Source organism: Gammaproteobacteria bacterium (genome assembly GCA_029880545.1).
Classification (GTDB): Bacteria; Pseudomonadota; Gammaproteobacteria; order Acidiferrobacterales; family SZUA-150; genus JAOUOD01.
The window spans coordinates 115241-136894 of the sequence record JAOUOD010000004.1 but is presented as its reverse complement, the minus strand read 5'-3'; the positions used below and the strand labels follow the sequence as shown (position 1 = coordinate 136894).

The window sequence follows — 21654 nt, the reverse complement described above, 5'->3', positions numbered from 1 at the left end:
GGGTGCAATGTCAACTCGGGGCATTGGCGCGGGGGACAGGCATTGAATCCACCCCCGCTTTCAGTCGTTACCGTTTTCAGGCTCCAGGTCACCCATGCGCAGTTTCAGGCGCCGTGGTGTTTCACCGAGGCGATGATTATAGACCGAGGTAAAACTGAGTACGTTTTTCACATACTCACGCGTTTCATCAAACGGGATGGTTTCGACCCAGACATCGCCAGGCAGTTGTTTTTCATCCGGCAGCCAGCGCTTGACGCGATGCGGCCCGGCATTATAGGAAGCCGTGGCCAGCATCTGGTTACCGTTATAACGATCGAATACGGATTTCAGATAGCTGGACCCCAGCAAGACATTGTTTTCAACCTTGAGAATTGATGAACGATCACGGATTGGCAACTTCAGCTTGCGTCCAACCTGGCGCCCGGTTCCCGGCATCAGCTGCATCAAACCAAGCGCCCCGACAGGTGAACGCGCATCCTGAACAAACGCGCTTTCCTGGCGCATTACACCGTAAATCCAGCTTGGCTCGAGGCCGGTACGCTCGGCATTGGCTTCAACCATCTCGCGATAAATAACCGGAAACCGCAAATCCAGGTCGTCGAAATGATCCGCGCGGGCAACAGTCAATATTGCACGATCATGCCAACCCCATTGCTGCGCAACCAGTGCCGCTACCTTCAACTCGGCCTTGTTCATCCGGCCTATCATCCAGTTCCACTGCCTGCGCGCCTCGTGAGTCTCGCCCATATCGTAGAGCTCCCGCGCAACCACCATGCCAGGGCGTTTCTGCATTGCATCCAGTTCTGCTTCGGAGGCTTCCACGGGCTTGTGGCCCATGCTGTATTCGACATTGACTCGATCAGCCGCCAGGAAGCCATAATAACTGCGCTGTCGGGACAAGTTCCGGAACAGCGCCAGTGCTTCATCCTTTTCGTCAGTATGTTCCATGATCCGCGCGCGCCAATACTGCCAACGCTCGCTGTTCTGTTCCTCATCGCTCAGGCTGGCCAGGAAATAGCGTGCCGTGGACCACTCGCTTTCGCGTAATGCCGACTTTAGTCGCCACATGCGCAGATTCTCGTCATTTTCAGCCACGCTGACACGCGCCAGCCATTCAAAGGCAGAATCAGAATGATGTCTTGCTGCGAGCACGCCTACCTTGGCAAGAATGTAGCTTTCATCTTCCCCGAAGAACGCAAACCTGGCTTTCATCCTGGTCCACATATCCATGGCGGCATCCGGATCACGGTAGGCAATACGAACAATTCCATGCTTGATAATCTGCCGCGCCACCGGTGTTTCAACCCGGTAACTGATCTGGCGCAATTCACGATCCGGGTGATGGTGAATTGCCTCCCAGCGCCGGAACCAGATTCTGTCCAGTTCATCAAGATAGGTATTGGCAATTGAACGCGCCAGGCTGACACGACGCTTTTCCATCGCCAGCTTGATACGCGTCCAGACGAGACTCTTGGTCATGTGGCCTGCCTGTTTCCACCGATCGAATACAGCATTGCATGCTGCCGGCAAGCGCTTTGCAGTCATCCACAGGTTTTCGGCCCTGGTCATTAACGGCGCCTGGTCTGCGCTCGTGCGAAGCAGGTAATTCAGCTGGTGACATTGCAGTGACTCGTCTTTCTCTGAATCACTGTACTCTTTCATAAAGGTTTCCCAGTCTCCCTGACCGACCAGGTGCTGTAACCAGCGGCTACGCAAAAAATCTGCCTGGGGCGTATAGTCATAATCCGTGATAAATTGATGCAGTGTTACGGCGGGCGTTAACGCAACGCGATTTTTCAGGTATTGAAATTCCAGAAGCGGCTTGAGCGGGTAATCATCCAGTTCGCGCAACAACTTGGCATATTGATAATAATCGCGCTGCTTGAGTGCAGTTACAGCCTTGCGATAATTCTGGCGCTGAGCTTCCTTGTCATCCGGAAACAAGGCCATTGCCGGCGGCGCTGCCATGATTCCGGCTACCAGCAGCCAATTCGCGCATTTTGGTAACAGAAATTTGCGAAATGATAATTTCATAAACTCCATTATAGACACTATAATTTGAATTACAGGACGCGCGACAAGGAGCCGACCAATGGTCATGCAAACACTCAACCCCGCTACCGGGGAAATAATAAAGACTTTTGACAGTTGGGGCGAGTCCGAGATTCATTCTGTCTTGACTGCAGTTGCTGCCGCAACTCCGGCCTGGGCGAAATCTCCCTATGCGGAACGTGCCAAACACCTGCTCTCTGCGGCAACGATTTTACGAAAAAATCGTGACGCCTATGCTGCCATCATTACCGAAGAGATGGGCAAACCGATTATCGAGGCACGCGGCGAAATAGAAAAGTGCGCCCTGGTTTGTGAATATTATGCTGAACACGGTGAAGCGTTTCTTGCCGATGAATTCCTGCAATCTGATGCGAGCAAAAGCTATGTCGCCTATTTGCCGCTGGGCACGGTGCTCGCGGTAATGCCGTGGAATTTTCCTTTCTGGCAGGTGTTTCGCTTCGCCGCCCCCGGGCTGATGGCAGGAAATACCGGCCTGCTCAAACACGCTTCCAACGTGCCCCAGTGCGCACTCGCCATAGAGGATGTATTCCGGCAAGCCGGGTTCCCGGACAATGTTTTCCGCACGTTAATGATCTCCGCCGGCCAGACAAAAGCCGTGATCGAAGATGAACGCGTGCACGCTGTCACGCTCACCGGCAGCGAAGCTGCCGGCAGAAAGGTCGCCTCGGCTGCAGGCGGTGCCTTGAAAAAATCCGTTCTTGAGCTTGGTGGTTCCGATGCCTTTGTCGTTCTGGATGATGCTGACCTGGACCTGGCATCAACAGTTGGCGTTCAGTCGCGCTATCTCAATGATGGTCAAAGCTGTATTGCCGCCAAACGCTTTATCCTGGTTCCGGAAATTGCTGACGCCTTTATTGAAGAGTTTGCAAAAAAGGCGCAGGCGCTGATTATGGGCAACCCGGCAGATGAAAAGACACAAATCGGTCCGATGGCACGCCATGATCTTCGTGATGAATTACACGGCCAGGTTACAGATTCGATAAAGGCCGGTGCAAAAGCGGTATTCGGCTGCGAGAGGCCGGATAACAACGGCGCCTTCTATCCGCCATCCATGATTGACAATGTGACACCTGGCATGCGCGCCTACGAGGAAGAACTGTTTGGCCCCGTGGCCATCGTCATTCGCGCCCGCGATGAAGCCGATGCGTTACGCATAGCCAATGACCACAAGTATGGTCTTGGTGGTTCCGTATGGACAGGCGACAACGATCGCGGCAACGCTTTCGCACGGCGCATGCAGTCAGGCGCAACGTTTGTTAACGGGTTGGTCAAGAGCGATCCGCGCCTGCCGTTTGGCGGCGTCAAGGCTTCCGGTTATGGTCGCGAACTGTCACAACATGGTATTCGGGAGTTTGTTAACGCCAAGACTATCTGGATTCGATAACCGGGTCAGCGACTCACTGACGCCAATCGTTCCGCCAGGCCACTGCTTATTCGTTCGCCATCCAGGTACATGGCAACCACGATCAATGGTCGATCAACACCCGCCCGTACGGCTATCTGGTCCGGGCTGATGGTTGCCCGACCCAGTGCATTACTGGTCGGCCAGTCTATATCGGTATGACTGAGATACACCAGCTCTGAACAAACAATGCGATCCGTTGTTTCAACGTCAAAATTGAAGTCATAGTATTTTCCCAATTGTCGTAATGCCCTGATAACAATACGACGGCGTCCCGCATCATCCAGTCCAGCCTGACGCAAGACCACGACATCATCAACGTTGAGAAAATGCCTCAGTGTATTGAGTTGTACCCCGGATCGCAGCGCCTCCGCCACCGATTTGCCCCGCCCCAGGCGACGCCAGTGTCGGCGCACCAGCTCGTCGTCCTGAAGCCCCAGCGCTGCAAGCTGCTGCTGTGTACCCACCCACACGGCCGCGTGACCCCAGTGGCCGGGTATCAGTTTGTCAGTCAGGCGAAACGGGGTTTTTTCCAGCAGGATATCACCTGGCTGCAACCTCTCGGCAAGATAATTATAGGCGCTGCGATCATGATGCAATTTTCCGCGCCGCGTTTCGACGAGACCGACAGTATTGCCGAACAGGCTGCTGAACAGGTTAACGCCACTCTTTAGCAAGCCTTTCAACGTATCGACACCAAGCCGTTGCATTAGCGACAAATCCCGCCACAAGCTGGCCAGGCCTTGCCTGGTTTTGACCTTGTGAAACGACGGGCTCTGCTCGATCAGGATTTTCAGGTACTGGGTTTCTTCACGGCCGGTCAGCAAACTGCTGGCCGGCCTTTCGCTGTAAAACCGAATAGCCTGGCGCAGCTTCTCCCGGTTCTCGGGCTCGATATAAGACAGGTATATCCGGTTGAGGGAATTTTTTTGCAGACCGTAACCGGTATCTTTCCGGTTCAGCACCTTGCGCAATTTGCTGTTTTGTTCGAACAACGCAACACCCATCAGGTAGTTGTCATACAGAACCAGCGCGGTTGCCAGTGACAAGTAGATACCCAGGTTGAAATTGTCCTCATCCAGACCGTACCGCACCCGGGTTTCCGCTGACATGTCCAGCCAGCAGGCATGATGCCGTGCAATCTGCAGCAGCTGCTCGCGAATTTTCAGATATTCCACGACTCCCTGGTTAAGCAGGTCAAGATCATGGCCGGACAAGGGCTGCCCCTTGTCAATCTTACGATCCAGGTCATGCGCCAGATCAATGGTCACGGCTCGCAACGCCAGGGCGGCTTCAATGGTGGATTGCGCTGCCACGACTTCCTGAACAGTAAAATCAGGGTTAGACTGCCCGGCTTCATGCGCAGGCAAGTGCGCCTGGCATACCGCCATGGTGTCAACCGGCTTGATCGGGTTCACGGCATGGGTTTCTGAGGCGGGAGGGGCATAAGCCCGGGACACGGAGCATCCGAAAAGTGCTCCGCTGATACATACAGACAGAATCAATGCTGCCCTGCAGTTCATCAATACAGCCTACACCCCCGGGCCAGGGATGTCAGTAGCCAAATGGGCTCAGATCACCTGTTTGCGGTGTGCCCACCAGATCAGCGCAACACCACCCACTATCATAGGCAGACTTAATACCTGGCCCATGGTCAACCAGTCAAAGGCGAGATAACCGATATGAGCATCGGGGACACGAACAAGCTCAACCAACCACCTGAACACGCCATAACCGACAAGAAACACGCCTGACGCTGTTCCCATGGGTCGCGGCTTGCGCGTTACCATCCACAGGATTACAAACAATACCAGCCCCTCGAGTACGGCTTCATACAGCATTGACGGGTGGCGCGGCAACGGTCCACCGGTACGAAATACCATGCCCCAGGGCATGTCTGTTACCTTGCCCCACAGTTCCTGGTTAATGAAATTACCGATTCGACCGAAAAACAGTCCCAGCGGCACCAGGACGATACTGAAGTCTGCCACTTCCACCATGTTGCGCCCGGTGTGTCTTGCATACAGGTAGAATCCTGCCAGTGCGCCAATTGTTCCGCCGTGAAACGACATGCCGCCGGTCCAGATAAAAAATGCTTCAAGCGGATGGTTGAAATAATAGGCAGGGTTGTAAAACAGCACGTATCCGAGACGACCACCAATAATGATGGACAAAGCAAAATAGAAAATCAGGTCGCCGACTTCTTCCGGTTTCCAGCCCCTATGAATATGGCGGGCACGCCATTGTCCGACCCACCAGGCACTGGCAAAACCGGCAAGGTACATGAGCCCGTACCAGTGAACCTTTAACGGGCCAAGCTGAATTGCGACGGGATTGATGTCAGGAACAATCATGGGCGGCCATTATGCCCGTGAGCATGACCAAACTCCAGTCATTGGCCGACTGGTTCGCTGACAGCATCAATATCAATCTTCATGCCTATGCCCCCGGCTTCCCACATAATCAGCGTATCATCACCATGCTTCGCCCTGTAGGCAGGCCTGGGGGCGGTTAACCTGGCTTTTTCCATCCAGGTCTCGTCTTGTGCCAGCAAAACACCGGTGGGATTATCATTCACCCAGTTAATTATTTCATCGGGCTCCAGGATGGTGAAATTGGTTCGAATTCGTCCGGCAAAATGATATTGGCCGCTATAGGATCCTATGTATGCCACCAGCCTGCCGTCCCCCTGTAATAAACCGATAATTCCGGCGGTCTTCTCATTGCCCAGAACTTCCTGGTAACGCCAACCCGCTGCCAGGTTCAGCATAACAATAACCATAACACCGGCAATGGACATATTCATCATACGCACCGGTATACGTTGTGCCGGCGTCCAGGCAAGAAATACGCCCATCACGCCGACCAACAACCCCGCCCACGGCGGCAGTTGCCATAACCATTCAGGCAGAAACTCGATGCGCGGTAATTTTGGCAAAATGGCCAGCAAGCCGCCGACAACAATGGTCGGAAAACTCATACTCGCCAACACACTGTCTTCCCCCCGGTCCGCCAGCTCATCATCGAACAACAGGTAGGTTACCGCCAGGGCAAATGCCGGGAACAGCGGCAACAGGAAGTGTGGCTGCCTGGGCTCCAGTACGCACAACAACGCCAGCATCGGCAAACCCCAGAGCACAACAAACAGCAGTCCGCGATTGGTCTGCTCCCGTCGAATATGCCATAACCGCATCCATACCAACGGCCAGATGGACCACGGCAAAAATACGATGGGCAGGAATAACAGGTAACCCCACCAGGGCATGGAAACGCTGAAATACTGCGCCGGTTGCGGCAGCAACCACAGTTGCAGCCATTGCAGCAATTCGGGCCCGGCATTAATCCTCGCCACCGACCACCAGTAAACAGCAATAGCCAACGCCGCCGCCGAGGTCATAATGGTCAACCCATACCAGCGCCCTGCGGCAACGCGCGCGTCTTCGCGCACCCAGGCCGGTGCCAGGATCATGATTGGCAGGACATACCACAGTATGGGCAAACCACCGGCGAAAATGCCGAGAGCAAGGGCAACAAACACGATCAGCCAACCCGGCGTGCTGGACCGGTAGGCCGCCACGCTCACGCCCCACATGGCCATGGTGACAAACAGTACAACTGCCATGTCGGCGAGCAGAAAACCACTGAATGCCGACCAGAACAGCAGGCCAAACAGGGTAAACGGCGCATAGCGGGCAATATCTGCCCGGCCTGGCCACAGGTTACGCGCCAATAAAACCATGAATATCGTTGTCAAGCCGGCGAAAACTGCAGGCAAGGCGCGCGCCAGCCATTCTTCAGCGCCGGTAAACTGCCACAGGTATAAAATGATCCAGTGCATCAATGGCGGGGTTCGCCAGTCGGCCGCACCGTTCAGTACCGGCACCAGCCATTGTTCATCACGCCACATCTCCCACGCCTGGCCGAGCAACCGGGTTTCATCCAGCGGCCACGCGCTGCGGGAGAAGATCGCCGCCACCGCCACCATGACGCACAAGCTAATCCAGCCTGTGCTCATGCGAACTAACGGTTTCCAACGCACACGGGAAGCGGCTCCGGGCGAAGCCTCGGGCGCTGCCGCAACCACCGTAGCCGCGGGTGCTGACAATTCAATTTCTTCAACAACAAATTGTTGTAACGGATCCCTGCTGGAACGTTTTTTTCGATGCTGATGCTTTTTCTTTTTTTGGCGCGACGCCGGCTTTTTGGTCTTGTCGCCGAACCACTTGCTCCAGAACATTCCCTGCCTCCGACCTGAATTGATAATTGTTATCAATGAACCCTGAAGTCTAGTACATCAATATTCGGACATTCAAAGACATAACGACAAAACCGATGAATGTGCTCACGAAAGGCTGGCAACCTCGGGCTCGGGCACAGTCCACAGGCAGCGCCCAAAGGTGTGCGCGCAAAGCAAATTAGTATTCCCTGATATAGTTTAAGTATTTTTGATTCCAGATCGGCATACTCCGCGCCCACTTCCGAAACCAAAATCCACCAATGGAGTTCTGAATGATTTTGTTTGAATGGAACCCTATTTACAGCGCAGGACACGACACTCTCGACACCCGGCACCGACAACTTTTTAATATTTAGTATTGGCAACCGCTACCACGCAGCACTCAACGATGGGCAGTCGCTGGCATAGCGGGGAAAAAATCTTTATCGAATTGATCAAGTACACACAGCCCCGCTTCGAATACGATGAGGCCCACCTGCGCAGCATCAACTACCCGGATTACCCTCGGCACAAGGAAAATCATGACAGACTGGTGAAGTGGTTGGACAACTATGCCGATCGGTTCAAATCAAGGGACCAGGGTGTTCAGCAGCGGACCATGAGTTTTATCAAGACCTGGCTCGATGGTCACATACTCGACACGGACCGGCAGCACAAGAGAACCGCTGCCTGGCATGCCCGGCAACGCAACCTGGAACGTCAGGGGCGTCCGCTGGTCTAGATCAGCGGACGAAGCCAGAAGGCAGCCGCAACCACCGCCCACGAGGCAATGGCCGACAAAAAGTTCCAATGACCGTTATTGCTGGTCATTACCCGCCAGTCCCAGAACCAGACTTCGCTGCGGAACAAACGATTCAGACGCGGCAGAAAACGCCAGGTACTGGCGCAGTAGCGGGTGTAAGGCTCTCCGAGCAGTTTTTTCAGGCGAGATTCTTCGCGTTTCACCCGGTTTACCATATAAAAGTAATACAACACCGTGTAGGCGATTATCACCCAGACATTGGCCAGCAACATGACAAAACCCAGGATCAGGAAGTAGCGTCCCAAGTACATGGGATTTCTCACCATGACATAGGGTCCGCGAGCGGTTAGCTCTTCATTTTTTACCAGGGAGGCGAAACACCAGACCTGGATGATTTCACCAAAAAACGACAGTGCTACGGCCGGAATCAGCCAGTCGGTTTTCATGAACCAGGCAAATACCGCCAATGCCACCAGGACAACAGGAACGCGCACGGCCAGGAATGCTTTGCGCATTCCCGGGTGGCTGAACAGGGTATGAAGAAATTGCATCGAACGGGTACTCCAGGCCTGATATGGCCGTGATCAACTGGCGGCGAATTATACTGGGGCGCCCGGCCTGCGGCCAGCGCTCACCACCCGCCTGCGAGATAATGTGGCCACAGCACCGCCAACCAGGTGAGCAGTGCCAGCACCACTGCCAGCAATACAGCCGCCGAGCCAAGATCCTTGGCTCTTCCGGCGAATGGATGCGGCGGCTCATCACGCCAGTCCACGAGCGCCTCAATTGCTGAATTCAGCAATTCCACCAGCAATACCAGAACCAGGCTGGCGATCAGCCACAGGCGATCTGAAACTGTCGGCCCCAGCCACACGGCGACGGGCAGCAAAACCCCGCAGGCCGCCAATTCCTGCCGAAACGCGGCCTCGTGGCGCCAGGCCGCTTTCAGCCCCTGAATTGAATACCTGAAGGCTCTGACTATGCGCCCCAGGCTGAAAGCGCTGTTAACGGATTTGGTCATGATTTGCTTGTTCAAGGTTGAAATGGCCACCTACCATAGCACCTGACTTGCATCAATTCAGCAATCCTTATAAAAAAGCATTTGTCCCCTGCCCACAAGGAGACATCCTGACGGATGTCTTAATCTTCCAAAATGCGGGTGGGTCGACCCCCGGGCAAACAGCTCCGGACGTCATCGGAAGGGAGTACGCCAATGTTGCAAATCATCCTGCCGGCTTCAACGCGGTGCCGGGCTCGCGAAAACACGGCCATTGCGATGCGCGAAATAGTCTCGGCTGTGGTCACGATCGGCCTGCTTTGCCTGCCAGCTGCACACGCGAGCGGAACCGGGGTCACGCAAACCGCCCCCCGGGCGAGCAACACGGGCCTGCTCGCGGCAATAAAGGGTGACGGCAGCCGGACTAACCCGGTTACCAACGAGACGATTCGGCGATCCGAACAGCCACCGATGTTTCAGCATTCAGTCACACTGGTACACAGTATTGACCAACATCCGGGCGCGATTCATTCCGCCGCCTTTGTTAACGGCGATTCCCGCATCGCCACCGCCAGCGATGACAATCTAGTGCGTATCTGGTCCGTCGCTACCGGGAAACTGGTACTCACGCTCAAAGGGCACAGTCGCAGCGTTCTCGCCCTGGCTTCATCAGGCGACGGCAAGCTGCTGGCGTCAGCCGGCAATGACGCCAAGATCATTCTCTGGGACATGCGTCGCGGTCGAAAACTTTCCGAGTTCAATGGGCACGACTACGCCGTGTTCAGCCTGGCGTTTTCGCCGCAAGGCGGGCTACTGGCCTCCGGGGGCAAAGATGAAACGATCATGATCTGGGACACCCGGCGCAAACGCCGTCTCCACGAATTGTCCGGGCACAACGACAGCATACTGGCCCTGGCATTTTCTCCGAATGGCGAAACATTGGTCAGCGGTTCTGATGACGGGCAACTAAAATACTGGTCGGTACTGAACGGCAAGGAGACGAACAGCCTGTTTGGCCACATGGGGCGCGTCAACGCGGTCAGCTATTCAACTGACGGTAACAAGATCGCATCTTCCGGAAAGAGTCGGATACTCAAGATTCGGCACGCACCGACAGGAGACGAGTTGGTTACGCTTTCCGAATCTCCCGAACAGGTAAACGCGCTGACCTTTACGCCGGATGGACGTCAATTGCTGGGTGCAGGCAGCGATCAGCAAGTGCATATCTGGAACACCAGCAGCGGCGCCAGGCATGACAGCTTCGGCTGCTCGGGCGGCGCAATGCTCAGCCTCATCGTATCCAGGACCGGGCTGGTGGCTGCCGGCAGCAAGGATGGCAGGCTGTGTATCTGGAAAAATAACTAGGTAGCTGCCACTCACACTGCCACGACTCTCAAGGCACAACGGTCATGGCATACACGGCACGCCAGCAACACTAAAAAAGCCGGGCAATGCCCGGCTTTTTTAGTGTTGCAACTGTGTTTCTGCCTAGTCAGCCTGCTTTTGCCATACCAGGTCCAGTTCACGCGCAGCCCGGACATCATCCAGCCGACGAACCGGCATGGTATGCGGCGCTGATTTGACCATTTCCGGCTGCTCTCGAGCCTCGGTTTCAATCTCTACCATCGCCTCCACAAAACGATCCAGCGTATCCTTGTCTTCAGTCTCGGTAGGCTCAATCAGGAAACATTCCGGCACCAGCAAAGGGAAGTAGGTTGTTGGCGCATGGTAGCCCTTGTCGAGCAGTCGCTTGGCGACATCCATGGCGATAACACCGGTTTCATCTTTCAGCTTCTTGAGCGTCAGAATAAATTCATGGGTTGCCCGACGTGTAGGGAACGCCATATCAAATCCGGCATCTTTCAGGCGCTTCATCATGTAGTTCGCGTTTAACGTGGAAAAGTCCGCAACCCGGTGCATTCCATGACGACCCAGCAATCGGGCATAGATATAGGCGCGAAGCAGAATGCCGGCATTGCCCATATGCGCTGACAGGCGACCGATAGTTTGCGGGCGCGTTTTTTCCGTCATCCAGAAATACCTGCCATGGGATTCTCCGACCATGGGCACGGGCAGGAAAGGCTCCAGTTTTTCGTTGACAGCTACCGGGCCGGCACCCGGTCCACCGCCACCATGCGGAGTTGAAAAGGTCTTGTGCAGGTTCAGGTGCATGACATCAAATCCCATATCACCCGGCTTGACCCGACCCAGGATCGCGTTGAGGTTGGCGCCATCGTAATAAAGCAAACCGCCTGCATCGTGCACAATCTTCTGAACGTCCTTGATATCCTTTTCAAACACGCCCAGTGTCGACGGGTTAGTCAGCATCAACCCCGCAGTTTGCGGACCCACTGCCGCTTTCAGCGCCTCGAGATCAACGTCACCTTCGTCGTCCGTTGGAATTTCCCTGACCTTGTAACCACACATGACCGCCGTCGCCGGGTTGGTGCCATGAGCAGCATCCGGAACCAGTATCTCGGTACGCGCAGTATCGTTACGGGATTCATGATAGGCGCGGATCATGGCAATACCGGCAAACTCGCCCTGGGCGCCGGCCATGGGCGTTAACGACACACCCTTCATTCCGGTAACGTCCTTCAATATCTTCTGAAGATCATACATGCACGCAAGGAAACCCTGGCCGGTTGCTTCCGATGACAGCGGGTGCCGTCCGAGGAACGCCGGCAAACTGGCGAGGGTATTGCACGCACGCGGATTGTATTTCATCGTGCATGAGCCCAGCGGGTAGAAATGTGTATCGATGGAAAAGTTTTTCTGACTCAAGCCGGTGTAATGACGCACTACCTGCATTTCCGATACTTCGGGCAATTCCGCGATATCGTTTCGCAGCAGGTGCTGTGGCAAATCATCAGCAACGCTCTCGGATTCCGGCCAATGAGTCGGGTTTCCGCGGCCGGGTTGCGATCTTTCAAAAATCAACATGAAGTCTTCTCCATACTACAGTTTCAACTGCATAAACACTTGCATCAGCCGGCATAAACTTCGGTCAATGCGGCCAATGCCTTGTCTGAACCCGTCACCCGGGCAAACACGGCACGGGCGACATGCGACTGGCCTGGATTCGCTTTTGCATGACGCCATTGCTGTCTCATGCGTTACTCGGCGCTGCCAACCTTTTTCGCGCAAGGCGGATCCAGGCGGCGCTTGCTGACAATACGATCCATATGGTACGCGTACTGCTTGATATCATTCTCCGTACGGGTCTCAGTAGCACACACAAGTATGGCCTGTCCCAGTTCCGGATAATGCTCACTGATGTTGTAGCCGCCTACAATGTTCTGTGCTTCCAGTGAGCGCAGAACATCCTCGGCAGATGCATTCAGCTTCAGCACAAACTCATGGAAAAACGGCGTATCAAAAACGGTCGCTACACCATCAATAGCCGACAGCTCCTTGCGAAGCTTCGCCGCATTATTGTGGCTGGCCAGCGCCACCTGTCGCAAACCCTTGCCACCCATCATTGCCATATAAATGGTCGCAGCGGTGACCATCAGCCCCTGGTTGGTACAAATGTTCGAAGTCGCCTTGGAGCGACGAATATGCTGTTCGCGTGCCTGCAACGTCAATGAGAAGCCCTGCTTGCCATCAAGGTCAACGGTTCGGCCTACGATACGGCCAGGCATCTGGCGAATATGCTGCTGCCGGCAACACATGAAGCCAAAATACGGTCCACCCGACGCCAGCGGTATACCCATTGGCTGGCCTTCGCCAACGGCGAAATCAGCGCCTTCGGTGCCCCACTGTCCAGGTGCCTTGAACAGGCTCATGGCCATTGGATTGACTACGGCAATAACCAGGAGGTTGTTCTTGTGCGCCCAGTCAGTCAACGCATCAACATCTTCCAGTGTTCCGAAAAATGCCGGCTGCGGGATAACCAGAGCGACAACATTGTCGAGATCGACAGCTTCCAGGCATGATTGCGTGGTTGTACCGGTTGCACTATCGTAGTCAACTTCCATCAATTCTATATGCTGGCTGCTGACAATACCTTTCACCACACTTCGGTAAGTCGGATGCACGGTCCTGGGCATCAGGATTTTACGTGCCTTCTTGCCGGTACGGACCGCAGCGAGCACGGCTTCTGACAAGGCGGATGCACCGTCGTACATGGATGCATTGGATGCATCCATGGCCATTAACTTGGCCATCATCGACTGGTACTCATAGATCAGCTGCAACGTGCCCTGGCTGGCTTCAGCCTGGTAAGGTGTATACGCCGAATAGAATTCACCACGGGTGGTGATTTCCCAGATAGCAGCAGGAATATGATGCTCATAGGCACCGGCACCGATGAAGTTGATGTATCGACCATCGGTTTCGGCGCGCTGCATCATTAATCTTTGCAACGCCATTTCGCTCATGGCCTCCGGAACCTGTTTCAATCCTTCCGCCCGTAGCGACTCAGGGATTTCATCAAACAGGTCATCAATGCCGTTAACACCAATGGTTTCAAGCATGGAACGGATATCTTCTTCGGTATGCGGTACAAATGGCATAGGCCACCTCAACAGGTCAAATCTTGGAACTGCAACGTGTATTGCTACTAGTGTGATTCGGAAGCAATCAGCGCTTCATAGGCTGCCGGGTCCATCAGTCCATCCAGCTGGCCAGCGTCAGCAATGGTCATTTTGAACATCCAGCCTTCGCCAAACGGATCCTTGTTGACAAGCTCCGGACTGTCAGCCACGGCATCGTTGGCTTCAGTGACTTCACCATCAATCGGCGCATATACGTCAGATGCAGCCTTGACGGACTCGACCACTGCGCAATCCGATGCCGCCTGCAAAGATGTGCCGACTTCCGGCAGCTCCACGAACACCATGTCGCCCATCAGGTCCTGGGCATGCGCGGTAATTCCTACTGTAGCCGTGTCTCCTTCGACACGCACCCATTCATGGGATTTTGTATATTTAAGATCACCCGGTACATTACTCATTGCTATTCCCCTTAAGCCAGACAACTCTTGCCGTTACGAACAAATGGATATTTTACTACACGCGCGTTCAATTCTCGTCCACGCATCAGAACCTTGCACTTGCTTCCGGTTTGGACTGCCACCGGTACCGACGCCAGTCCTATGGACATATTCAGCGTTGGCGCAAACCCGCCACTGGTGATTTCACCCTTGCCAAGCCCTTCAAATTCAATTTCCTGGTGGCGACGCAACACGCCCTTGTCTTCCAGCACCACGCCGACCAGGCGATGCTCCAGGCCGCGCTCTTTCTGGGCCTCCAGTGCATCGCGACCGATGAAACGACGCTCTTGCGGCTCCCAGACAACAGTCCAGGCCAAACCGGTTTCCAGCGGCGTTGTCGTCTCACTCATGTCATTTCCATAAAGCGCCATCCCGGCTTCCAGGCGTAGCGTATCACGGGCTCCGAGACCGGCAGGCCTGACCCCGGCTTCCAGTAATTGATCCCAGGTAAACGGTGCCGCCTTGGACGGCAGTATGATTTCGAAACCTTCTTCCCCGGTATAACCGGTTGTGGCAATAAACAGCTCGCCGATGCGCGCGGAATAAAAATACTTCAGCGGCGAACACGCCTCGCGCACGGCTTCACCCAGGGCGGTGTACACTTTTTCCTTGGCTTTGGGTCCCTGCACGGCAATGATGGACAGGTCACTACGCTCGATAATTTCGACATTGCCCATGGTTTCCGCGGCACCGCGTATCCACTTCATGTCTTTCTCGCGGGTACCGGCATTGGAGACAACCCGGTACCAGCCATCTTCGACATAGTACACAATCAGGTCGTCAATTACGGTGCCATCAGTGGTCAACATGCAACTGTAAAGCGCCTTGCCTTTTTCGGTCAGCCTGGCGACATCATTGGCTATCAACAGGCGAAGAAAATCATGCACGCCTTCACCTTTCAAATCCGTGACCGCCATATGTGATACGTCAAACATGCCGGCATCTTCACGCACAAGCTTGTGTTCTTCCAGTTGCGATCCATAGTGTAGTGGCATATCCCAGCCGGCAAAGTCGACAATCTTGCCGTTGGCTGCTACGTGTTTCTCATATAAAGCGGTACGATTTCCCATTGGCTGGTTCCGGTTTCCTTGTCAGTTAGGGTTGCTGGATCTCTTCGGCATGATAGGAGCTTCGGGCAAGCGGGCTGCACTTCGCCCAACTGAATCCCAGATCACGCGCATGGTTTTCGTATTTCTCAAATTGGTCGGGATGAATATACGCTTCAACCGGCAGGTGTTTCATGGACGGCCTGAGATACTGGCCCAGGACCAGGCGCTGAACACCTGCTTCGCGCAAATCCGTCATCACCTGCAGGATCTCGGCTTCTGTCTCACCCAGACCGAGCATCATTGCGGACTTGGCTTCGACGCCTGGCAAGGCGGCTGCATTACGCAGCAAGTTAAGGCTACGCTCATAGCTGGCTGCCTTACGGGCGACCCGGTACAAGCGCGGCACTGTCTCCATATTATGGCCCCACACCAGTTTTGGTGCCTGGTTCGTCTCATGTTCCAGGGCAGCTGCCACGATTTCGATAGCCTGGTCCTGGCATCGGTGGAAGTCCGGCGTCAACAACTCGACGCCCAGCCCGGGATTCATAATACGCAGTCGTTTGACACAGTCGGCGAATATAGCAGCACCGCCGTCTTCCAGATCGTCTCGGGTTACTGACGTCAGCACCACGTAGCGCAGTCCCATGGTTTGCACGGCCTCGACAACACGGGTGGGCTCATCTAGATCAACAGGCAGTGGCTTGGCAGTTTGTACCGAACAGAACCCGCAGGCACGGGTACATCGTTCACCAAGCAGCATAATAGTGGCTGTACCCGCACTCCAGCAGTCGCCACGGTTCGGACAACGGGCTTCTTCGCATACGGTGTGCAATGCCTGCTGCTGGATCGCACGCGCGGTTTGACCATAGTCGGTTCCCTGGCCCAGGCCATAGCGTATCCACGCAGGCATACGCGTTGCATTGGGTGCTGCCACGGCAGCTGACAGATCAACAGTGTGAATCGGCTTTGATGAACAGGTCACCGGCACTCCTTGAGCAACAGTCTTTCACTATCGCCCCTCTGTCCGGTTACCTGAGAGCTTGAGCCCCTTCGGTGTCCCTGTCCGATGCGGAGCGGGATCTCTCCAGAGTCAACCGGGTGAACTGCGGTCCTTTTGCCTGAGCGTTTCCGGGCGGGTTGCGCCTTCGGCGCCGGTTACTGTAAGTACAGTCACCGGTCTCTCCCACAGTACCGTTGGTTGAGGCGCAAATATAAACCCGCCACCGCCCAATGCCAAGGAAAAAGACCCAATGATTTGCAGGATTACTTGCAGATACTTTAACTATCCCGGCTAAGCCATTGATCAATTTGACAGGATAACGGTCGGCTAGCCTTGCTCGGTTTTTCTGATCAGCAGCGCTACAGGAATCAGGCCGGCCAACACCAGGCTTAACGCCGGCAGCGCGGCCCGTTCCCACTCGCCTTCTGACGTCATTTCAAATATCCGGGTCGCCAGCGTGTCCCAGCCAAACGGGCGCAACAGCAATGTCGCCGGCATTTCTTTCATGACCTCGACAAATACCAGCAACATGGCGGTTAATACGCCGCTGCGCAACATTGGTAACGATACTCGCCACAGGATTTGCCAGTTACCGGCACCAAGACTTCTCGCAGCCTGCAGAATGGACGGGCGAATTCGCTCAAACGCGCTGTCGATAGGAGAAAATGCCACGGCCAGGAACCTGACAACATAGGCAATTACCAGCACCACAACCGAACCGGTCAGCACCTGGGTGACAGTCAGTCCGGTGAGAACATTTATCAATGTCACCAACGCCTGGTCCAATCGCACCACCACCAGCATGATGCCCACGGCAAGTACGGAACCGGGCAATGCATACCCCATGGTAGCTATGCGCATGGCCACGCGGGTCAAGCCATCCGGCTGCAAGCGGTAAGTATAGGCGAGCATTAACGCGATGATGGCGGCGGCGGCGGCGGCCATTCCACCGAGCAGCAGGGTATTACCAAGAAAATCCAGGTAGCGCTTGTTCAAATCATTCAAACCGGTTTCCATTATCCATGAAAACAGTTGCGCGACTGGCACAATGAAAGCCGCCACAAACACAATGGAACAGTACAGACTGACAAATGCGGCATTGCGACCCGCAAGCCGGTAACGCAGATCACGATTACCCTTGCCAGCGGAAACATAACGCGCCCTGTTTCGCAAACGACGTTCGCCGTAGATCATCAACAACACGAACAACAACAACAGTGATGCCAATTGGGCGGCTGCCTGGAGATTGAACATGCCCAACCATGACTTGTAAATCGCTGTTGTGAATGTATCGTAGTTGAAAACCGCAACAGCTCCGAAATCTGCCAGGCTCTCCATTACAGCAAGGGAAACGCCACCCGCCAGGGCCGGTCGGGACATTGGCAAGGCTATACGGTAAAACGCCCCCCATGGACTCATGCCGAGTACTCGCGCGCTATCCGTCAGGTTACGACCCTGGCTCTGGAACGCCGCGCGGGCCAGCATGTAGACATAAGGGTAGAAGGCCAGCACCATTACCGTCACCACGCCACCAGCCGAGCGAATTGAGGGCAAAACAATTCCTGTTGTTTCGCGCAGCAAAGCAGCTGCACTGCCTGAATAGTCGAACAACCCGACCATGACAAATGCCATAACGTATGCGGGCATGGCCAACGGTAACATCAATGCCCACTCAAATACCCTGCGTCCCGGAAATTCACACATTGCCGTGAACCACGCCAGGCTGGTTCCCAGTACAAGTGTGCCGACGCTCACACCGATCACCAGGATAGCGCTGTTCGAGACTATGTCAGACAGCACGGTCTCCGCCAGGTGAATCCAGACGTCTTCCGCCGGTTGCAGCCAGGAAGCGAACAGTACCGCAATCGGCAGGACTACAGCTGCCGCAATCAGCATACTGGCAAGTTTCCAGTATTGCACATTGACGTTCAGCCATGCGGCCATGCCCATTGGGCGCAATCGAGACGAACGATCCAGCACTGTGTCAGCCATGTTAAGTGCTACTCAAGTTTGCGGTTTTGACTGGTTGTCAGCGGTACCCGGCCCGATCCATAAGCTTCACGGCTTTCACCTGTAATTCGCCTGCCCTGGCAACGTTGATCTGGTCTTGCTTGAAGTCACCCCAGGCCGACACGACTTCATTGGACTTGATAGCCGGGTTAGCCGGGTATTCCATGTTGCCATCGGCGAGGATGCGCTGCGCGGGTTCAGTCGAGAGCCATTCAACAAACCGGGTCGCTTCAACCTTGTTGCGACTGTGGGCGGTTACACCGACACCGGAAACGTTAACATGCACTCCCCGACCTGACTGGTTCGGCCAGAATAGCTTGACGGGCAACACCGGTGACTTTTTCAGCAACCGGCCGTAATAATAGGTATTCACAATACCCACATCACACTGGCCGGATTCTATGGCTTTCAAAACCGCCGTATCGTTGGCAAAAACATCAGTAGCCAGGTTTCCAATCCAGGAACGCACAACCTGTTCCGCCCTGGCTTCACCCATTGCAGCAATCATCATGGCCACCAGGGACTGGTTATAGACTTTTTTGGACGTGCGCAGGCACAACCGTCCTTTCCATTGTGGTTCTGCAAGGGCTTCGTAGGTGGAAAGATCGGAAGGTTTCACCCGAGCAGAAGAGTAAGCAATGGTTCGCGCCCGTACCGACACGCCAAACCATCGTGACCCGGGGTCTCGCAAGTGCAGCGGAATGTTTTTTGACAACACAGCTGAATCGATTTTTTCCAGGACACCATCATTGGCAGCTTTCCACAGGTTTCCCGCATCAACGGTAATGAGCACGTCGGCCGAGGTATTTTTTCCTTCCGCTTTCAGTCGTGCCAGCAGGGGCGCAGCCTTGTCGGTAATGTAACGGATGGGGGTCCCGGTCTCCCGGGTATAGGCATCGAACAAGGGCTTGATCAACTGCTCGTTACGCGCGGAATAAACAATCAGTTCCTTGGCAAAGACCGGGGCGCCCAGGCCCATTAGTATGGCTACTGTCAATAATCTGCCAATAGCGGTTCGAATCAATGTATAAGGTTTCACGTTCTGCATCCTGAATAATTGCGCTGGGCGGGTCGCAGCAGGGCATCGACAATATTCGCCTGACCTACGCTATATCTACCCAAGTAATTGTTTTACAACAAAAAGAATTTACCCACCCGGCATTAACGGGCGAGCGGCGCCTATTATGCGTATTTTTTTTGTAAATGCAAATCATTCTCATTCCTAAATAGGGCGGGTGACCGCCTCCCGTAAACAAAGACAGGCCCGCTGAGGGCCTGCCTGGCTGCATAAACTTGTCAGCGCGATGGGTCTCAGGCAGCCGCTTTACTCGAACTCAGCGTCGACTGAATATACTGCTCCACCTGTTTTTCCAGCACTTCCATAGGCATAGAGCCGGTATTGATGACCACGGCATGAAACTCCTTAAGGCTGAATTTTTCACCCAATTTTTCCCTGGCATGGTCACGCAAACGGTTAATGGTCAGCTGGCCGATCTTATAGGCGCAGGCCTGCCCGGGCATGACAATATAGCGTTCAATTTCGGCTACGACGTTGTCGTTCGGTGAACCGGTAGCAGACTCCATATAGTCAATGGCCTGTTCACGACTCCAGCGCTTGTAATGCAGACCGGTATCCACAACCAGGCGCACGGCACGGAGCAATTCGTACTGCAAGCGGCCAAGGTTATCGAACGGGTCATTCAGGTAACCCAACTCCCAGGCCAGGCGTTCGGCATAAAGTGCCCAGCCTTCGGCAAAGGTGGTGAAGAAGGTGATTTTCCTGAATAACGGGAAATCGGCGATTTCCTGCTGCAAGGCAATCTGGAAATGATGGCCGGGTACCGCTTCATGGTAAGCCAATGACCGCATCTTGTACTTGGACACGCTTTCCATGTTTCGCAGGTTAATATAGAACACGCCGGGGCGCGAACCATCCAGCGCCGGGCCATTGTAATAGGCAACCGGTGCGGTTTTTTCCTTGAATTTCGGGATCGGCTGCACTTCAACCGGGGCCGCCGGCAGGCGCGAAAACGCCTTGGACATGCCGGCATTTATCTCGCTGATGATGCGGTCGTAATCCTCTACATATACTTTTTTGGCTTCTTCGGTATTTTCGTACTTGAAGCGAGGATCCTTCTCCAGGGCGCGCATGCGCTCTCCGACGGTACCCCTGGTCATGCCCTGGGAAGCAAGAATAGCGTCCATTTCCGCGTGAATTCTCGCCACTTCGTCCAGGCCCAGCTGATGAATTTCCTCGGCAGTCATGTTGGTGGTGGTATGGTTACGCAGCATGTGCTGGTAATAGTTGTCACCATCCGGCAACTTCCAGACACCGGCACGATCATCTGACTTGGTTTCCAGTTCGGACAGATAGGTAGCCAGCTTGCGGTACGCAGGAAAGACGCTCTCGGTCAGGGCTTTTTCCGCTTCCGCCAGGATGTTCTGCTGCTCTGATTCTTGCAGTACCGCTGCTTCCGCCATCTTGGTTTTCAGAACCGTGTACAGCGGATGATCCTTGGCTTGCTTGTCAGCAAAACCATTTACTTCGGCAATGACCTTGTTGATGACAAATCGCGGCGGGATCACGCCGTTGGCCTCACGGTACTTCAACGACTCGATTACCTGTTGGAATTTCCTGTCAACGAGGTTCAGCCTGTCAATATAGGCCGCAGCGCCATCCTTGTCGGTCAACGAATGCATGGTCAGCAGGAATGTCGGTAACTGGCTTTGTACGCCGAATAACTGGTTGACGGGATAATTGTGAAATGCGTATTTTTCGCCGGCAAGTTCATGCTTCGCTCGCCACATCATGATGTCATAGGACAACTTCTGATTGTCGCTTAACTTGTTGTAGTCGTAGCTTTCCAGCACCTGGTGATTGACCTTCAATCGAGCCAATGACGCTTTTACCGCTTCGACCGATTCATCGTTGAGCTCGTGGTTATGACTCGTAATTCCCCACGGCTCCAGCAGGCGAATCTGTGACAAGGCTTCGGGATAACGGCTGAATTCCGTTATCGTCGCGCGCAGGAAAAAATGATCAATGTTGAATGGTTTGAACCAGACCAGGGATGCAAGCCAGTAAAGCGCCGGAACGGCGATAATGGCTACGGCCAGTGTAATGTTTCGCGTCTTGAACATGATGTCT

At 54.5% G+C, this 21654-nt stretch carries 18 protein-coding genes and 1 riboswitch; of the genes, 3 read left to right on the top strand and 15 right to left on the bottom strand.

All coding sequences use genetic code 11. The features are described from left to right. Positions 1 to 60 precede the first annotated feature (60 nt). A complete protein-coding gene (locus OEZ10_05985; protein ID MDH5632531.1) occupies positions 61 to 1968 on the bottom strand; it encodes a transglycosylase SLT domain-containing protein in 1908 nt (635 codons plus the stop codon). 124 nt (positions 1969 to 2092) lie between these two features. Between OEZ10_05985 and OEZ10_05980 the strand changes: the two genes are divergently transcribed. Then, on the top strand, positions 2093 to 3457 hold the full coding sequence (locus OEZ10_05980; protein ID MDH5632530.1) for an NAD-dependent succinate-semialdehyde dehydrogenase: 1365 nt from the start codon (positions 2093 to 2095) through the stop codon (positions 3455 to 3457). Between the two features lie 5 nt (positions 3458 to 3462). Here the strand turns inward: OEZ10_05980 and OEZ10_05975 are convergent, their stop codons facing one another. The 3 genes from OEZ10_05975 to OEZ10_05965 all read right to left on the bottom strand — a co-directional run bounded on the left by OEZ10_05975 (position 3463) and on the right by OEZ10_05965 (position 7712). Further along, on the bottom strand, positions 3463 to 4893 hold the full coding sequence (locus OEZ10_05975; GenBank protein ID MDH5632529.1) for a YiiX/YebB-like N1pC/P60 family cysteine hydrolase: 1431 nt from the start codon (positions 4891 to 4893) through the stop codon (positions 3463 to 3465). 153 nt (positions 4894 to 5046) lie between these two features. Next, on the bottom strand, positions 5047 to 5829 hold the full coding sequence (gene lgt / locus OEZ10_05970; protein MDH5632528.1) for a prolipoprotein diacylglyceryl transferase: 783 nt from the start codon (positions 5827 to 5829) through the stop codon (positions 5047 to 5049). A 38-nt stretch (positions 5830 to 5867) separates the two neighbouring features. Beyond that, the gene (locus OEZ10_05965) at positions 5868 to 7712 is read right to left on the bottom strand and encodes a hypothetical protein (protein ID MDH5632527.1); all 1845 of its coding nucleotides are present in this window, start codon (positions 7710 to 7712) and stop codon (positions 5868 to 5870) included. Positions 7713 to 8100: 388 nt separating this feature from the next. Here OEZ10_05965 and OEZ10_05960 point away from each other — a divergent pair, with 388 nt between their 5' ends. After that, positions 8101 to 8433 carry a hypothetical protein gene (locus tag OEZ10_05960; GenBank protein MDH5632526.1) on the top strand — a complete coding sequence of 111 codons (333 nt, stop codon included), beginning with the start codon at positions 8101 to 8103 and terminating at the stop codon, positions 8431 to 8433. On the opposite strand, the gene OEZ10_05955 is transcribed toward OEZ10_05960, so the two are convergent. Both OEZ10_05955 and OEZ10_05950 read right to left on the bottom strand, forming a co-directional pair. Beyond that, the gene (locus tag OEZ10_05955; protein MDH5632525.1) at positions 8430 to 9005 is read right to left on the bottom strand and encodes an isoprenylcysteine carboxylmethyltransferase family protein; all 576 of its coding nucleotides are present in this window, start codon (positions 9003 to 9005) and stop codon (positions 8430 to 8432) included. The two genes, OEZ10_05960 and OEZ10_05955, sit on opposite strands and share 4 nt — an antisense overlap. A gap of 80 nt (positions 9006 to 9085) precedes the next feature. Further along, a complete protein-coding gene (locus OEZ10_05950) occupies positions 9086 to 9475 on the bottom strand; it encodes a diacylglycerol kinase (protein ID MDH5632524.1) in 390 nt (129 codons plus the stop codon). Positions 9476 to 9667: 192 nt separating this feature from the next. Between OEZ10_05950 and OEZ10_05945 the strand changes: the two genes are divergently transcribed. After that, the gene (locus tag OEZ10_05945; GenBank protein ID MDH5632523.1) at positions 9668 to 10816 is read left to right on the top strand and encodes a WD40 repeat domain-containing protein; all 1149 of its coding nucleotides are present in this window, start codon (positions 9668 to 9670) and stop codon (positions 10814 to 10816) included. 123 nt (positions 10817 to 10939) lie between these two features. On the opposite strand, the gene gcvPB is transcribed toward OEZ10_05945, so the two are convergent. The 9 genes from gcvPB to OEZ10_05900 form a co-directional block, all read right to left on the bottom strand. After that, a complete protein-coding gene (gcvPB, locus tag OEZ10_05940; GenBank protein MDH5632522.1) occupies positions 10940 to 12394 on the bottom strand; it encodes an aminomethyl-transferring glycine dehydrogenase subunit GcvPB in 1455 nt (484 codons plus the stop codon). 44 nt (positions 12395 to 12438) lie between these two features. Next, entirely contained in the window at positions 12439 to 12564 is a 126-nt protein-coding gene (locus OEZ10_05935; GenBank protein ID MDH5632521.1) for a hypothetical protein, read from the bottom strand. Between the two features lie 3 nt (positions 12565 to 12567). Then, positions 12568 to 13968 carry an aminomethyl-transferring glycine dehydrogenase subunit GcvPA gene (gcvPA, locus tag OEZ10_05930; protein ID MDH5632520.1) on the bottom strand — a complete coding sequence of 467 codons (1401 nt, stop codon included), beginning with the start codon at positions 13966 to 13968 and terminating at the stop codon, positions 12568 to 12570. A gap of 47 nt (positions 13969 to 14015) precedes the next feature. Further along, positions 14016 to 14408, bottom strand: a complete 393-nt coding sequence (gene gcvH / locus OEZ10_05925; protein ID MDH5632519.1) for a glycine cleavage system protein GcvH — start codon at positions 14406 to 14408, stop codon at positions 14016 to 14018. Positions 14409 to 14419: 11 nt separating this feature from the next. After that, on the bottom strand, positions 14420 to 15517 hold the full coding sequence (gcvT, locus tag OEZ10_05920) for a glycine cleavage system aminomethyltransferase GcvT (protein MDH5632518.1): 1098 nt from the start codon (positions 15515 to 15517) through the stop codon (positions 14420 to 14422). A 25-nt stretch (positions 15518 to 15542) separates the two neighbouring features. After that, entirely contained in the window at positions 15543 to 16478 is a 936-nt protein-coding gene (gene lipA / locus OEZ10_05915) for a lipoyl synthase (GenBank protein ID MDH5632517.1), read from the bottom strand. 114 nt (positions 16479 to 16592) lie between these two features. Then, a riboswitch (glycine riboswitch) is annotated at positions 16593 to 16692 on the bottom strand. A 131-nt stretch (positions 16693 to 16823) separates the two neighbouring features. Beyond that, a complete protein-coding gene (locus OEZ10_05910; protein ID MDH5632516.1) occupies positions 16824 to 18392 on the bottom strand; it encodes an iron ABC transporter permease in 1569 nt (522 codons plus the stop codon). A gap of 133 nt (positions 18393 to 18525) precedes the next feature. Then, positions 18526 to 19485, bottom strand: a complete 960-nt coding sequence (locus OEZ10_05905) for an extracellular solute-binding protein (protein ID MDH5632515.1) — start codon at positions 19483 to 19485, stop codon at positions 18526 to 18528. Between the two features lie 332 nt (positions 19486 to 19817). Further along, entirely contained in the window at positions 19818 to 21647 is a 1830-nt protein-coding gene (locus tag OEZ10_05900; GenBank protein ID MDH5632514.1) for a DUF885 domain-containing protein, read from the bottom strand. Positions 21648 to 21654: the final 7 nt, after the last annotated feature.

What these genes read in the sequence shown, in the direction of transcription:
- OEZ10_05905 (MDH5632515.1), bottom strand. Translation starts at nt 19,485, where the DNA reads ATGGGCCTGGGCGCCCCGGTCTTTGCCAAGGAACTGATTGTTTATTCC.
- OEZ10_05935 (MDH5632521.1), bottom strand. Translation starts at nt 12,564, where the DNA reads ATGAGACAGCAATGGCGTCATGCAAAAGCGAATCCAGGCCAGTCGCAT.
- gcvPA (MDH5632520.1), bottom strand. Translation starts at nt 13,968, where the DNA reads ATGCCATTTGTACCGCATACCGAAGAAGATATCCGTTCCATGCTTGAA.
- gcvT (MDH5632518.1), bottom strand. Translation starts at nt 15,517, where the DNA reads ATGGGAAATCGTACCGCTTTATATGAGAAACACGTAGCAGCCAACGGC.
- OEZ10_05960 (MDH5632526.1), top strand. Translation starts at nt 8,101, where the DNA reads ATGGGCAGTCGCTGGCATAGCGGGGAAAAAATCTTTATCGAATTGATC.
- OEZ10_05985 (MDH5632531.1), bottom strand. Translation starts at nt 1,968, where the DNA reads ATGGCAGCGCCGCCGGCAATGGCCTTGTTTCCGGATGACAAGGAAGCT.
- OEZ10_05900 (MDH5632514.1), bottom strand. Translation starts at nt 21,647, where the DNA reads ATGTTCAAGACGCGAAACATTACACTGGCCGTAGCCATTATCGCCGTT.
- OEZ10_05980 (MDH5632530.1), top strand. Translation starts at nt 2,093, where the DNA reads ATGGTCATGCAAACACTCAACCCCGCTACCGGGGAAATAATAAAGACT.
- lgt (MDH5632528.1), bottom strand. Translation starts at nt 5,829, where the DNA reads ATGATTGTTCCTGACATCAATCCCGTCGCAATTCAGCTTGGCCCGTTA.
- gcvPB (MDH5632522.1), bottom strand. Translation starts at nt 12,394, where the DNA reads ATGTTGATTTTTGAAAGATCGCAACCCGGCCGCGGAAACCCGACTCAT.
- OEZ10_05955 (MDH5632525.1), bottom strand. Translation starts at nt 9,005, where the DNA reads ATGCAATTTCTTCATACCCTGTTCAGCCACCCGGGAATGCGCAAAGCA.
- OEZ10_05950 (MDH5632524.1), bottom strand. Translation starts at nt 9,475, where the DNA reads ATGACCAAATCCGTTAACAGCGCTTTCAGCCTGGGGCGCATAGTCAGA.
- OEZ10_05965 (MDH5632527.1), bottom strand. Translation starts at nt 7,712, where the DNA reads ATGTTCTGGAGCAAGTGGTTCGGCGACAAGACCAAAAAGCCGGCGTCG.
- OEZ10_05910 (MDH5632516.1), bottom strand. Translation starts at nt 18,392, where the DNA reads ATGCTGATTGCGGCAGCTGTAGTCCTGCCGATTGCGGTACTGTTCGCT.
- gcvH (MDH5632519.1), bottom strand. Translation starts at nt 14,408, where the DNA reads ATGAGTAATGTACCGGGTGATCTTAAATATACAAAATCCCATGAATGG.
- OEZ10_05945 (MDH5632523.1), top strand. Translation starts at nt 9,668, where the DNA reads ATGTTGCAAATCATCCTGCCGGCTTCAACGCGGTGCCGGGCTCGCGAA.